The organism is Bradyrhizobium sp. HKCCYLS20291 (genome assembly GCF_051167715.1).
Lineage (GTDB): Bacteria > Pseudomonadota > Alphaproteobacteria > Rhizobiales > Xanthobacteraceae > Bradyrhizobium.
The window spans coordinates 37,695-52,010 of sequence record NZ_JBNPTO010000005.1 but is presented as its reverse complement, the minus strand read 5'-3'; the positions used below and the strand labels follow the sequence as shown (position 1 = coordinate 52,010).

At 65.8% G+C, this 14,316-nt stretch carries 11 protein-coding genes; 6 read left to right on the top strand and 5 right to left on the bottom strand.

Annotation, left to right across the window (positions count from 1 at the left end):
* Positions 1-5: 5 nt before the first annotated feature.
* The 5 genes from ACQR07_RS13200 to ACQR07_RS13180 all read right to left on the bottom strand — a co-directional run bounded on the left by ACQR07_RS13200 (position 6) and on the right by ACQR07_RS13180 (position 8,047).
* Entirely contained in the window at positions 6-1,739 is a 1,734-nt protein-coding gene (locus ACQR07_RS13200; protein WP_434902718.1) for an ABC transporter permease, read from the bottom strand.
* A 1,071-nt stretch (positions 1,740-2,810) separates the two neighbouring features.
* On the bottom strand, positions 2,811-4,121 hold the full coding sequence (locus ACQR07_RS13195) for a hemolysin family protein (protein WP_434902717.1): 1,311 nt from the start codon (positions 4,119-4,121) through the stop codon (positions 2,811-2,813).
* Positions 4,122-4,464: 343 nt separating this feature from the next.
* Positions 4,465-6,477 (bottom strand): carbohydrate porin, encoded by a 2,013-nt coding sequence (locus ACQR07_RS13190; protein ID WP_434902716.1) that lies wholly within the window; start codon positions 6,475-6,477, stop codon positions 4,465-4,467.
* Positions 6,478-6,806: 329 nt separating this feature from the next.
* Positions 6,807-7,085 carry a hypothetical protein gene (locus ACQR07_RS13185; protein ID WP_434902715.1) on the bottom strand — a complete coding sequence of 93 codons (279 nt, stop codon included), beginning with the start codon at positions 7,083-7,085 and terminating at the stop codon, positions 6,807-6,809.
* A gap of 146 nt (positions 7,086-7,231) precedes the next feature.
* The gene (locus ACQR07_RS13180; protein WP_434902714.1) at positions 7,232-8,047 is read right to left on the bottom strand and encodes a creatininase family protein; all 816 of its coding nucleotides are present in this window, start codon (positions 8,045-8,047) and stop codon (positions 7,232-7,234) included.
* Between the two features lie 92 nt (positions 8,048-8,139).
* Between ACQR07_RS13180 and ACQR07_RS13175 the strand changes: the two genes are divergently transcribed.
* The 6 genes from ACQR07_RS13175 to ACQR07_RS13150 all read left to right on the top strand — a co-directional run bounded on the left by ACQR07_RS13175 (position 8,140) and on the right by ACQR07_RS13150 (position 14,271).
* The gene (locus ACQR07_RS13175; RefSeq protein WP_434902713.1) at positions 8,140-9,165 is read left to right on the top strand and encodes an ABC transporter substrate-binding protein; all 1,026 of its coding nucleotides are present in this window, start codon (positions 8,140-8,142) and stop codon (positions 9,163-9,165) included.
* A 25-nt stretch (positions 9,166-9,190) separates the two neighbouring features.
* Positions 9,191-9,991: an ABC transporter ATP-binding protein gene (locus tag ACQR07_RS13170; protein WP_434902712.1), complete on the top strand. Its 801-nt coding sequence runs from the start codon at positions 9,191-9,193 to the stop codon at positions 9,989-9,991.
* An 83-nt stretch (positions 9,992-10,074) separates the two neighbouring features.
* Positions 10,075-10,803: an ABC transporter permease gene (locus ACQR07_RS13165; protein ID WP_434903069.1), complete on the top strand. Its 729-nt coding sequence runs from the start codon at positions 10,075-10,077 to the stop codon at positions 10,801-10,803.
* Positions 10,803-11,786 (top strand): 2-hydroxyacid dehydrogenase, encoded by a 984-nt coding sequence (locus tag ACQR07_RS13160; RefSeq protein WP_434902711.1) that lies wholly within the window; start codon positions 10,803-10,805, stop codon positions 11,784-11,786. The genes ACQR07_RS13165 and ACQR07_RS13160 overlap by 1 nt, the downstream gene beginning before the upstream one ends.
* Positions 11,787-11,878: 92 nt before the next feature.
* A complete protein-coding gene (locus tag ACQR07_RS13155; RefSeq protein WP_434865879.1) occupies positions 11,879-12,478 on the top strand; it encodes an AprI/Inh family metalloprotease inhibitor in 600 nt (199 codons plus the stop codon).
* 140 nt (positions 12,479-12,618) lie between these two features.
* The gene (locus tag ACQR07_RS13150) at positions 12,619-14,271 is read left to right on the top strand and encodes a PAS-domain containing protein (RefSeq protein ID WP_434902710.1); all 1,653 of its coding nucleotides are present in this window, start codon (positions 12,619-12,621) and stop codon (positions 14,269-14,271) included.
* The last annotated feature ends 45 nt before the right edge of the window (positions 14,272-14,316 follow it).

Below are 14,316 nucleotides of genomic sequence, written 5' to 3'. Positions count from 1 at the left end.
CCCGGTCAGCCGAGCCGCAGCCGGCGTTCGCCGAAGGCATAGAGCGGCCGCCACAGCAGCCGGTTGAACAGAGTGACGAGAATGCACATCACGGCGATGCCGAGCACGACGCGCGGGAAATCGCCACGCTCGGTCGCAGCCGCAATGTAGGCGCCGAGGCCGGATGCAGTGAGATGCGTGTCGCCCCAGCTCGCGACCTCGGCGACGATCGCCGCGTTCCACGAGCCGCCGGAGGCGGTGATCGCGCCCGTGATGTAGTAGGGGAAGACGCCGGGCAGCACGACCTTGAACCACCAGCGCCAGCCGGTGAGATGCAAGCTCGCGGCGGCCTCGCGCAGATCGGTCGGGAACGCGCTCGCGCCGGCGATGACGTTGAACAGGATGTACCACTGCGTGCCCAGGATCATCAGCGGGCTCAGCCACACATTGGCATCGAGGCCGTAACGCACGATCAGCACGACGAAGACGGGGAAGGCGAGGTTGGCCGGGAAGGCCGCAAGGAATTGCGCGAGCGGCTGGATGCGCTCGGCGAGTTTCGGCCGCAGCCCGATCCACACGCCGATGGGGACCCAGATCAGCGATGCCAGCGCGATCAGCACGGCGACGCGGACGAGCGTGATCAGGCCGTAGCCGATCGCACTGAGGACATCGGCAGGTGCGAGGGTCGCGGAGAGATAGAGGTAGGTCTTCCAGCCGGCATAACCGCAGCCGAGAATGACCACGGCGACCCAGACGCCGTCGACGAGTTGCGAGGGCGGCGCGTGGCGCGCAGCAGGGGCCAGTGCAGCCGGCCAGTTGATGCGCAGGTTCGAGAACGTGCGGTTGATGGCCGCGAACGGAACGGACAGCGAGCGCAGCGCGCGGGTGCGCCGGAACAGGTCGAGCATCCACGATTCAGGCGGCGTGCCTGACGCGGTCTGCTCGAAGCGGAATTTGTCGGCCCACGCGACGATCGGGCGGAACAGCAACTGGTCATACGCCGTGATCACCAGCAGCATGGTCAGCAGCGCGGCGCCGATCGCGGCGAGATCCTGCTGCTGGATCGCCAGCGCGACATAGGAGCCGATGCCGGGCAGGGTGACTGTGGTGTTGCCGACGGTGATCGCTTCCGACGCCACCACGAAGAACCAGCCGCCGGACATCGACATCATCGCATTCCAGATCAGGCCGGGCATCGCGTAGGGCACGTCGAGCCGCCAGAACCGCTGCCAGCCGGACAAATGGAAGCTGCGCGTCGCCTCCTCCAGGTCCTTCGGCACGTTGCGCATCGACTGGTACATGCTGAAGGTCATGTTCCAGGCCTGGCTGGTGAAGATTGCGAACACGCAGGCGAGCTCGGCCCCCAGCACCTTGCCCGGGAACAGGTTCATGAAGAACACGACGGTAAATGTGAGGAAGCCGAGGATCGGCACCGACTGCAGGATGTCGAGCAGCGGGATCAGCACGATCTCGGCGCGACGGCTCTTGGCCGCCAGCGCCGCGTAGACGAAGGTGAAGCCCAGCGAGCAGACGATCGCGAGCAGCATGCGCAGGGTCGTGCGCAGCGCATACAGCGGCAGGTTGGCCGGATCGAGCGACACCGGCGGCGAGTCGAGCGTCGACAGCGGCAGCGTGGTCTGCTCGCCGCCATAGACGATCAGCACCATCGCGCCGACCACGATCATCAGCGCGACCACGTCCCAGATGTTGGGGCGCACGGCGTCGCGCAGCACGGCGGTCCTGATATCCCGAAGCAGCATCGGCGTGTCTCGTCTGGTCGGCCGCAGCCATCGAGGGTTGCGGACGGTTCTTATCTTGGGGTCGAAGGGCTGGTTGCGACGGCCGGGCTGCCGGCCGAATCCGCACCCTAAGTGCCCTCTATGATGGTTTGATATCAAGCGGCGGGGGATCGGAATCCGGCTCCGCATATCGGCCTATCAAAGGATACGCAGGCCGCGTCTTCACGTTCCCGCGACATGGCTGTCCGGGGTCTGCTGGTCGGTCGGCCCTCGTGGAAAGTGAGGGCGCAGGGAAGGCCGGACCTCGACTGAGGCCCGTGGCCCGCCTGCGAGAAAAATGCAGGCGGCAGAACCACAGGTACAGCCGAGAACGCCCGGCCCTCCCTGCGCGATCGGTTTTAACGGCTTATACGTGCTCTCCCCGGCGTCCGGCTCGTAGCCGCCGTGGCGACAACGCATGTCAGCGCGCTGCCGCGGACCTCAGCACCGGGAGGTCAGGACCACACGACTTCACCGTCCGTGACCACGGCACCCGTCCAGCGCCCTCGTCACGTCCATCGCATTGCCGGCCCAACGTTCGTGACGACGCGTACGCCCCTCATCAGGACCGGAATGGCGGGAGGATAGAACGGTAGTTATGATTTTCGGAAATGATTTATTTTTGGCTGGGCCTCTTGAAACGAGGCTTCGTGTTGAGCGCGCTGCGGAAATGAGTGTTTCGGCGCAGACCTTCGGCGAGGCGCATCGCTGCCCATTCCGAGTGCTTGTGAGAGGCACTCTGCCCGACGGGCGACTCGGTGATCAGAAGATTCATTTGTGACACATCGAGCGCGGTACGCGCGGTGCAACCTCTCCCCGCCCTTCTGCGGGGAGAGGTCGGATTGCGCAAGCAATCCGGGTGAGGGGCATGGCACCAACGGAGCTACATTGCGGCTCCATCGGACTCGTAGGCCGGTGCTGATAGCAGCACTGCCCGTGCGGCTGCCCCTCACCCCGACCCTCTCCCCGTGAAGAACGGGGAGAGGGAGGGCACCGCTCGTGCGGCTAGAGCTAAGCTCAATTGGCGAGGCAATCGTATTCGAGCGACGCGAACTACCCCACATTCGGCTCGCCGCCATCGGCTGCGAGCTTCGTCGCCAGAATCTTGTCGATGCGGCGGCCGTCGAGGTCGAGGATCTCGAAGCGCCAGCCTTGGAGGTCGAAGCTCTGGCCGACCTCGGGCACGCTGCCGAAATGCTGCAGCACAAGGCCGGCGACGGTGTGGTAGCCGCGATGCGGCGGCACGTCGATGGCGAGCAGGTCGGCGAACTCGTCGAGCGGCATCCAGCCGGAGACCAGCAGCGAGCCGTCGTCGCGGCGGACACAGGCGGGCTCTGGCGGGCCCTCCTCGGAGGAGAACGCGCCGACGATCGATTCGAGAATGTCGGCCGCGGTCACGACGCCTTCGAACGCGCCGTATTCGTCATGGACCAGGCCCATGTGCACCGGCGCGACCTTGAGGATCGCGATGACGTCGCGTGCGTCCACGGTGGAGGGAACGATCGGCACCTCGCGCACCAGGCTGCGCAGATCCGGCGTCTCGTCGCGCAGATAAGCCGCCAGCAGATCCTTGGCCTGCAGCACGCCGATCGGCCGGTCGCGCTCGCCGTCGGAGACCGGCAGGCGCGAATGCGGGCTCTTGGCCAGTAGCTCGCGGATCACCTTGGGATCATCGTTGAGGTCGACGACGTCGACCTCGGGCCGCGGCGTCATGATGGCGCCGACCGGGCGGTCGCCGAGCCGCATCACGCCGGCGATCATCTCCTTCTCGCCGGGCTCGAGCACGCCCGCAGTCTCGGCCTCGCGGACGAGATGATGGATCTCCTCCTCGGACACTTTTTCCTCGGCGTTACCGGAGCGGCCGAGCAGGGCCAGGATCAGCTTGCCGGAGACGTCCAGCAGCACCACCAGCGGCAGCGATACCTTGGCCAGCACTTGCATGGCCGGGGCGACGCGCACGGCGATCGCCTCGGGATCACGCAGCGCGACCTGTTTCGGCACCAGTTCGCCGACGATCAGGGTGGCATAGGTGATGATGGTGACGACCAGGCCGACGCCGACGATGTCGGCGACCGAGGCCGAAAGTCCGACCTCGAGCAGCCATTGCGTCAGGCGCTGGCCGAGCGTGGCGCCGGAGAAGGCGCCGGAGAGCACGCCGACCAGGGTGATGCCGATCTGGACCGTCGACAGGAACCGGCCGGGATCCGACGCCAGGTTCAGCGCGCGCCGGGCACCGGTGATGCCCTTCTCAGCGAGCAGCGCCAGCCGGGCGGGCCGCGACGACACGATCGCGAGTTCGGACATCGACAACAGCCCGTTGACGACGATGAGGACGACGATGATCGACAGTTCGACGGAAAGCATTGCGACCCGATGTGGCGCCCGGAACGGGCGGATTGGACACAGGTCCTAGCATATGGGGATGGCAACCGCCCATTGCCGGTCTGCGGGGGACGCATGGCTGGGTGCGGCAAGCAGCGTGTCAGTTTGGCGCACCGGCCGTCCGTCACTCTCGGTGTCGTACCGGCCTTGAGCCGGGACCCATAGCCACCGGCCGGCATGAGGCAGGCAACTGCCAGTGACGTCCCTCGACAGGGTCCGCGGTATGGGTCCCGGCGTTCGCCGGGACGACGCCGTTTGTGGAGCGCGACTTATCGCTCTCTCACTCGCGTCAGGACGCAGCCGGCAACGCCGGCTCAGCCCGCCCTCAAAAATCCCCGTGCAGGCGGCCGGAGAAGATCGAGATCGGGCCGCGGTCGGCGTTGTAGGCGGGGTTGTTGACGAACTGATAGTCCGCCGTGAAGGTCAAGTATTTGTTGATCGAGTAGGCGTAGTAGGCCTCGATGATGTTCTCGCGGCGGTAGTTCAGGGCGCCGTCGCCGATCAGCGGGCCGAGGCCGCCAGCGGCAAGGAAGTCGCGATGGTCGCGCGATAGGCCGTTGGTCACGCCGGCGATGCCGATCGTATCGTCGGGGCGCCCCCAGCGATTGCCCTTGATCGAGGTGCCCAGCGACAGGCTGTTGTCGATGTCGGTGAACGCCATGATCTCGGTCTTGCCGCTGTTCCAGCTCCACCGCCCGAACAGGCCGAGATCGTCGGACAGCGCCTGGTCGAAGCTGACGACATAGCCGTATTTGCTGCGGCCGCGGCGGGTCTGGCTGATGTCGAGGTTGAGCGCGGGATTGTCGAGCGTCTCGCGATAGCTGCCGGAGAACACGCTGTTGAACCAGCCGATGGTGCGCAAATGGCCGGGCTGTGAGAACAGCTGATAACGTGTCTCAAGCTCGACGACGTAGCTGCCGCGTCGGAACACGTTCATGTCGAAATTGTTCGAGTTCGAGACCGCGTCCATCAGGAAGTAGCCGGTGCGCAACGCCCAATTCTTCTGGTTCAGTTCGGCGGTCGCGCCATAGGTCAGGCCGAGCTTGTCGGCGGCGTAGTCGAAGGCGCCGGGCGCCCACACCGACCAGTTCATGAAGTCCTTGCGCGCGTCCTTGGCGTAGGCATTGCCGTCGAACACGTCGAGCACCGGAAACTTGCCGATCTGGAAGGTCAAGCGCGACACGTCTTGCTTGCCGGAGAGCTGCAATTGCCCACTGCCGAGCTGCTCCTGCTCGCCGCCGAAGCCGAAGGTCTGGCGCAGGAACAGCCGCGAGGTGTTGTAATGCGGATAGGGGAAGTCCGACTTCTGCGCTTCGCCGTTGGAGAAGCCGGCAAGGCCGACGGTGTTGCTGAGGCCGAAGCCCTGCAGCAGCTCGGGATTGTAGTAGACCTCGCCGCCGTCCCACAGCCGCGCATTGATGAACAGGCTGTTGCTCCAGGTCTGCTGGAATTGCCGCGCCGGCGTCATGCTGTTGGGGCCGGTATAGGCGGCGCGGAACGCCGGATAGCCCTGGCCGATGACGGTGGCCTGGCCGTGGATCTCCCAGCGGTCCGACTCGGTGTCCGACGGATCGTTCTTCAGCTTGAGGCCGGGACCGGCTTCGAAATCGAGCTTGCGATTGAGGCCGACCCGCAGCGTCTGGAATTCGAGCGCGGAGTTGTAGCTGGCGCCGTTGGAGAAGCGGACGCCGCCATTCTCGAAGTGGCTATAGAGATATTCGAGCCGCCAGCTCCAATGCGGCGCGAAGGCGCGCTCGATGCCGGCGCCGGCGGCCCAGCCGAGCCGGGTGGTCAGCAGCTTCTCGTCGTTGCCGGCCGCGTCGGTGTTGATGAAGCGCCCGCCGGTCCAGGCGAGACCGCCGGTGGCGTAGACCAGCCAGTCGCCGTTGGCGTAACCGACCCGGCCCCGCGCGGTGGCGACATAGTCCCACAACTCGGACACGCTGGAGCCGGGCGTGCCGAGCATCGCCACCGTGTGGTTGGAGGTCAGATAGTTCGGGAAGCTGAAATCGCCTTCGAGGCCGAGCAGCAGCCCGGAGCGGGTGACCCAATTGTAGCCGGCCTGCACGCCGCCGGTGAGCCCATTGAACCTGCTGCCGGCGCTCGCCACGCCGGTCGGATCGACTAGGGTCGCACTGGCGTGGTCGCGGGTGTAGCCGGCGTGGACACCGACATAGAGTCCGGTCCAGTCGAACACCGTCTGCGCCATCCTGGCCTTCACCGGCAAATCGGCCGCTGCCGCCGGCGCCACGACGGATCCGAGCGCCGCCGCGGCCATGGTGCCGCCAAGGATGGCGCCGGCAACGATCATCTCCCTGGTGCAGTTCGAACGAGTCATGGTGGGCAAAGTCCCAGGCAAGCAGACGCGACGCAGACCTTAGTCAGAACCTCATTGCCTGCACACAGTCACGCGAAGATTACAGAACGGCCCATCTTCGATCGCAGCTGTGGGTCTTCTGCGGCGGAATGTGGATAAGTTTTATTGCAAATAATTTGCAACAGCAAGACCCGGCGCCGCATCATCGGAGTGTTCTGACGGCTACCTGTGGCGTGCCTGCAACAAACAAAACCCGCCCGGGGGCGGCCGGGCGGGGGAGATGTCGGATGGGGCGAGTGGAGCAGACGGTGGACTTGGCAAAGACGCCAGGCGGGGCGAGCGCCGCAGCATCAATAGCCGCACGTCCGGACGCGGCCGACATACTGGCCATACACGTTGTACTGCGGCACCCAGTGGCAATAGCGATAGCCGTTGCTGTAGTAGTAGCCATCGTTGCTGGCTGCGATGGCGCTGCCGACGACGGCGGCGCCGACGAGGCCGGCACCGACGCCCCAGCCCCAGCGGTGATGGAAGCCGTGGGCTTCGGCAGGCGTGGAGGTCGCGGCGATGCTGCCGGTGACGGCGAGCGCGGCAAGCGCGACGGCGGCAATCTTGGTCTTGATCGACATGGTCTTGGCTCCTGTTGTCTGTTGCAGCGGCCGGTGCTGGCCGCTTGACAGATTGGACGGAGCCTTCGCGAAAGCGGTTCGATTCGCCCTGTCGCGGTCAGGGCGAGATCGAAATTCATAAGTAATTTTAATGTCTTGTGCTGGATTCACTGGCCCGCGAGCGGGCCTCCGCCGAGGCTGTTCGCGTCGAAGTTATCGACGTCCTCGAGCAGAGTGCAGAACGCCCGCGCGCCGTGATCGAGCACGCGCTCGCCCTTTTCAGCCGACGCCTGCGTCGCATCGCCGACCGCTCCGCTCGCATTGAGATCCTGCGTCTGCCAGGCCATCGGTGCGGGCCGCTGCGTCGACAGCACCCGATGGCTCTGCGCCATCGTAGCGCCGGACGACGCGAAATTTGCGACCGCATCGCCGCGCACCAGCGTGGGGTGACGCGCGAGCATGATCGAGGTTTCGACCGCGCCGCCATGAATGCCGTGACGCAGCTCGTGCGCGGAAAACAGGCCATCGGGCGCGCCGAAGCGCGACCACGACGTCGTCACGACCAGCATGCTGTTGGCCGCGCGCAGATCCTGCGCGACCAGGCTCATCGCGGCGCTGTTGCCGCCATGGCTGGTGACGATGACGAGCTTGCGGATGCCGGCCCGCGCGACGCTGTCGCCGAGCGCCCGCCAGCTCCGCAAGCCGACCTCGGTCGGCAAGGTCAGCGTGCCCGGATAGTCGATATGCTCGGTCGAGATGCCGACCGGCTGCACCGGCAGGAAGGTCACCGGGAGGGTCGCCGGCAGCATTGCCCGGACGCGGGCAAGATAGGCGTCCGCGATGTAGACGTCGGTGCCAACAGGCAAATGCGGGCCGTGCTGCTCGGTCGCCGCGAGCGGCAGCACCGCGATCCAGCGCGCCGTCTCGGGCGTTTCCAGAGCGGGCCATCTCAGCTCGGTCCAATCGCGGGGCGGGGTGGTCATCGCGCGGGTAGTTTCCTTCGTGCGTCGGGCAGGGTAATTATCACCCAATCAATCTTAACATGTTCAGCCAGAAAGAACCGGGGAGACCAGACATGGCGCAATCGCTTCTGTCGCGAACGTTAATGGCCGCATGGCTGGTGGCAGGTGCGATGGTCTCCGCCGCCCAGGTCCAAGCCCAGACCCTGGACAAGGTCTCGTTCGGCACCAATTGGGTCGCCGAGGCCGAGCATGGCGGCTTCTTCCAGGCGGTGGCCGACGGCACCTACAAGCGCTACGGCCTCGACGTGACGATCGTGCCGGGCGGTCCGAACGAGAACAACCGCATGTTGCTGATCTCCGGCAAGATCGAGTTCTTCATGACGGCGAACACCCTGATGGCGTTCGACGCGGTCGCCAACAACGTGCCGGTGGTCTCGATCGCGGCGATGTTCCAGAAGGACCCGCAGGTGTTCCTGACGCATCCGGAGTCCAAGGTCACCAAGCTCGAAGAGCTCAAGCCGCTGACCTTGTTCGTCTCCAAGGAAGGCATCTCCAGCTACTATCAATGGCTGAAATCCGAATACGGCTTCTCCGAGAAGAACGTCCGGCCCTACACGTTCAATCCGCAGCCTTTCATCGCCGCGCCGCAGAGCGCGATGCAGGGTTATGTGACATCCGAGCCGTTCGCGGTCGAGCGCGCGGCCGGCTTCAAGCCCGGCGTGATCCTGCTCGCCGACAACGGCTTCAACACCTATTCGACCCTGATCGAAACCCGGCGCGACCTGATCGATAGCAAGCCGGACCTGGTGCAGCGCTTCGTCGATGCCTCTATCATCGGCTGGTACAACTACATCTATGGCGACAACTCCGCCGGCAATGCGCTGATCAAGAAGATGAACCCGGAGATGACCGACGACCTCCTGGCCTATTCGGTGGCCAAGATGAAGGAGTACGGCATCGTCGATTCCGGCGACAGCATGGACAAGGGCATCGGCGCGATGACCGAGGAGCGCATCACCAGCTTCTTCGACAAGATGGTGCGTGCCGGTGTGGTCAAGCCGACGGTCGACTATCGCAAGTCCTACACGCTGCGCTTCGTCAACAAGGGTGTCGGCGTCGACCTCCGGCCGAAGAAGTAGGGCGCGTGAGCGGCCCTTTCAGCAGATGAACTCGCCTCCAGCATCGAAGCGTACCGCCGACATCGCGGTGCGCCTGCGCGGCATCACCAAGATCTACGACAGCGGCGTCGCCGCGCTCGGGCCGATCGATCTCGCCATAGGCAAAGGCGAGTTCGTCTCGCTGCTCGGCCCCTCCGGCTGCGGCAAGTCGACCGCGCTGCGCCTGATCGCCGGCCTGACCGGGCCAAGCACCGGGGCGATCGAGATCGCGGCGGTGTCGTCGCAGACCCATCCCGGTCATCGTATCGGCTTCGTGTTCCAGGAGCCGACCCTGATGCCCTGGACCAGCGTGCGCGCCAATGTCGGCCTGCCGCTCAAGCTCGCGCATGTGCCGGACGCGGAGGCGCGGCCGCGCATCGATGCGGCGCTGGCGCAGGTGGGGCTCGCCGATTTCGCCGACGCGTTCCCGCGCGAATTGTCCGGCGGCATGAAGATGCGGGCGTCGCTGGCGCGGGCGCTGGTGACGCGGCCGGACATCCTGCTGATGGACGAGCCGTTTGCGGCGCTCGACGAGATCACCCGCTTTCGCCTCAACAACGATCTGCTGGCGCTGTGGCGCAGCCTGAGCATGACCGTCCTGTTCGTCACCCATTCGGTGTTCGAGTCGGTCTATCTGGCGCAGCGCGTGCTGGTGATGACGGCGCGGCCTGGCCGTCTCAGCGCCGAGCTCCGGATCGAGACCGAGGCGCGCGACGATGCGTTCCGTGCCTCGCCGGCCTACGCTGAGTATTGCCGCCGCGTCTCGGATGCGCTGGCGCCGGCCTATACCGGGGTGCATGCGCTGTGAGCGAGGTGGGGGTGAAAGCCACATCCGGCGCCGGCGCAAGGCTGGCGAGCTTCGCCATTCCGGCCGTGGTTTTCCTGGCCGCGATGACGGCATGGGAGCTGGTGGTCCGCATCAATGGCATCCAGCCCTATGTGCTGCCCGGGCCGCTGCTGGTGCTGAAGACGCTGGTCTCCGATTGGGACATTCTGGCGCAGTCGCTGCTGACGACGCTTGTCACCACGCTCGAAGGCTTCATCGCCGCCGCGCTCGGCGGCATCGCGCTGGCGCTGCTGTTCAACCAGTCGAAATGGCTGGAATGGGCGCTGTTCCCCTATGCCGTGGTGCTGCAGGTCACGCCGGTCATCGCGATCGCGCCGCTGCTGCTGATCTACCTGCCGCAGCAGACCGCGGTGGTCACCTGCGCCTGGATCGTCGGCTTCTTTCCGGTGCTGTCGAATACCGCGCTCGGGCTCAATTCGGTTGATCGCAATCTCGCCGGACTGTTCCAGCTCTACGGTGCCTCGCGCTGGCAGACCTTGCGTTATCTGAAGCTGCCCGCGGCGCTGCCCTACATTCTCGGTGGCCTGCGCATTGCCGGCGGGTTGTCGCTGATCGGCGCCGTCGTCGCCGAGATCGCGGCCGGCAGCGCCGGCGCCGGATCGGGCCTCGCCTATCGCATCGCGGAATCCGGCTATCGTCTCAACATACCCCGCATGTTCGCAGCGCTGGTGCTGCTGTCGGTGGCCGGGATTGTCATCTATGGCTTGCTGGCGCTAGTTTCGCACCTCGTTTTGCGGCGCTGGCATGAGAGCGCGCTTGGAAAGGATAGCTGATGGCGGCCACTTCGTCTGACAAGGTCGATGTTCTGATCTATGGGCCGCTGCGGCCGATCCTGGAGAAGGGGTTCCCGGACAGCTTCAATGTGCACCATGCGACGACTCAGGCCGATCTCGAAGCGCTGCCGGCGGACGTGAAGGGACGGATCCGCGGCATCGCGGTGACCTTCCACACCGTCAAGACCGACGCCGCCGTGATGGCGATGCTGCCGAAGCTGGAGATGATCGCGAGCTTCGGCGTGGGTTACGACCACATCGCCGCCGCCCACGCCGGCCAGCACGGCATCATCGTCACCAACACGCCCGACGTGCTGACCGAGGAGGTCGCCGACGTCGCGCTGGGCCTGCTGATCGCCACCTGCCGCGAGTTCATCAAGGCGGATCGCTTCGTGCGCTCCGGCGAGTGGAGCGCGAAGGCTTATCCGCTCAGCGTCGGCTCGCTGCGCGACCGCACCGTCGGCATGGTCGGCATGGGCCGCATCGGCCAGGCGATCGCGCGCCGGCTCGAGGCGTCGCTGGTGCCGGTCGTCTATCATTCGCGCAATCCGGCGGCCGGCGTCAGCAACAAGCACTATCCCGACCTGTTGCAGATGGCCAAGGACGTCGACACGCTGGTCGTGATCGTGCCCGGCGGCGCCGGCACCAACAGAATCGTCAATGCCGAGGTGCTGAAGGCCCTGGGCCCTCGCGGCGTGGTCGTCAACGTCGCCCGCGGCTCGGTCATCGACGAGGCGGCGCTGGTTGATGCGCTGCAGTCCGGCACGATTCTCGGCGCCGGACTCGACGTGTTCGAAAAGGAGCCGGCGGTGCCCGACGCGCTCAAGGCGATGGACAATGTCGTGCTGCTGCCACACATCGGCTCGGCTGCCATCGTAACCCGCAACGCGATGGATCAGCTGGTGATCGACAACCTCAAGGTCTGGTTTGCCGGCAAGCCGCCGCTGACGCCCGTTCCGGAAACGCCGGTGAAAGGCCGCTGATGAAGAGCTTGCTCCCATTGCTGATCGCGCTGCTGTCGTGTTTCGCCAGCGTCGCAGCCGTCGCACAGGATGCGACCAGCCTGAAGAAGGCGATGATCGGGCAGTGGGAGCTCGCGACCACCGAGCGCAGCAAGACCTGCGTGGTCACCCTGAAGCCCGACGCCGCGCCGCGCGGGCAGAAGCTTGAGCTGGAGCCGAGCTGCGCCACCGCGCTGCCCTTCACCAAGGACATCGCCGGCTGGAACGTGAAGGGGCTCGGCGACATCGTCAGCCTGCAGTCCGCCAATGGTGAGGCCGTGATCGACTTCACCGAGGTCGAGGCCGGCATCTTCGAGGGCCTGCGCCAGGGCGAGGGCGTCTACATCCTGCAGAACCTGGCGGCGGCGCGCTCGCTCGCCAAGTCGATGGACCAGATGATCGGCGACTGGGCCATGGTCCGCAACAACGGCGCGACGATCTGCAGCCTCGTGCTGACCAACAACGACGCTGGCAACGACAATTTCCAGGTGTTCGTGAAGCCGAAATGCGATCCCACCGTCGCAGCCTTCGCGCCGACGCAGTGGCGGCTCGAGCACGGCCAGATGATGCTGATGTCCGACCGCGGCGAGACCTGGCGCTTCGAGGCCGATGACAATGCGCAGTGGCGGCTGGTGCCGGACAGCGCCAATCCGCTGATCATGCTCAGGCAGTGAGGCCGGGCGCTGGAGCCACTTGCGTGGCCCGCCGATCCGCTGAACATGGTTAACGGGACCTTGCGCCCTGTTTCTTCGATCGGAACTTGTTGTTTACGCATCTTGCGTCTGATGGTTGCACTCCATCCAAGGAGCCGACCATGCGGGAGCTACTGCGCAGGTTCAACGGGTCGCTGCCGTCGTTCACGCTGAACGACAAGATCTCGGCGGCCGCCGCGGCATTTGCCGTCCTCGTGCTGCTGTTGACGCTCGGAGCGCTCGCAGCCCTGCGTGAGCAGCGCCAGTTCTACGGCGGGCTCGAGGCTCTCGCCGCCGTCTCCCGAAACGTCGAGCGCACCAATGCGGCGATCTACGCGGTCGTCATGGAGTCGCGCGGCATCTACATGTCTCAGGACCGCAACGTGGCGCGGCGCTACGCCGATTCGCAGCTCGCGAAGCTTCGGCAACTGACCAAGATCGTGGAGGAATGGCAGGAGCTGGTGGTCCCCGAAGACACCGAGCTGTTTGCCGGATTCAAGCGGCGGATCGATCAGTTCGTTGCATTCCGGACCGAGATGGCGCGTCAGACGATCTCGGTCGGATCATCGGCGGCGCGCGCGCTCGGCGACAATGACGACAATCGCGCGGTGCGCACCGCGCTCAACGAGGACCTCGAGAAGCTGTCGCGGCTCTACGACGACCGCATGCACGAGCTTGGCCGCCTGGCCGACGAACGCGGCCTGGTGTCGTTCTTTCTGGGCGGGCTCGGTGCGGTCATCGTCGCGCTGATCGCGACTGCGGCGCTGGCGCTGCGCTGGGGTGTGCTGATGCCGCTGCTCGACATCGCCCGCGTCACCGACCGCATTGCCGCCGGCCGGATCAAGCTGAAGATTCCGCATGCGCGGCGCCATGACGAGATCGGGCGTGTCGCGCACGCCGTCGAGACCTATCAGAACGGCGCGTTCCGTCTGCAGGAACTCGAGGAGCACGAGATCGAGATCGAGCGCCAGTACACTGACATTCTGCGTGACCACGAGCGGCTGGAACAGGGCGCGCTCAGCAGCCAGCAGCGCCTGGACGCGGCGGTCGCCAACATGGCCCAGGGCCTGATCATGCTCGACAGCTTCGGCTACGTGCTCATGGTCAACGACCAGTACCGCAAGCTGTACAGCGTTCCTGCCTCGATCGCGAAGCCCGGTGCGCATCTGCGCGAGATCCTCGCCCATCGTGCCAAGCTCGGTCTGCTGCGCGAGAAGCCGTCGGAATTCCTTGCCGCCCTGCGCGAGCGCATCAAGGAGGGCAGAGCCGAGATCGTCGAGGTCGAGCTCGCCGACGGCCGCATCATCCGCATCTCGGAGCGTCCGATCACCGGCGGCGGTTGGATCGCCACCCATGAGGACTTCACCGCGCAGCGGCGCGCCGAGCGAAAACTCGCGCGGGCGGAATATTTCCTCGCCGCGCTGCTGGAAAACATCCCGCAGGCGGTCGTGGCAAAAGACGCGCAGTCGCTGCGCTACGTGTTCGTCAATCGGGCGGCCGAGCAGCTGTTCGGCGTGTTGCGCTCCGAGATGATCGGCCGGACGCCGCGCGAGCTGTTTTCCGAGCCGACCGGCTCCATGCTCGAGGAAGCCGCGCACGACCAGCTCGCGGGCCGCGCCGCCGAAGAACCGCGCGCCCATACAATCGTCACTCCGGGGAATGGTCCACGCGACGTCATCGTGCGCCGGCTTCCTGTTGCTGCAGGAACGGGCGAGCCGAAATACCTGCTCAGCATCATCGAAGACCGGACCCTGCAACAGCGCGCTGCAGCATGACGGCATGACGAGCCCGGCGGAACTCGCCTTCGCGAGCGATGACAG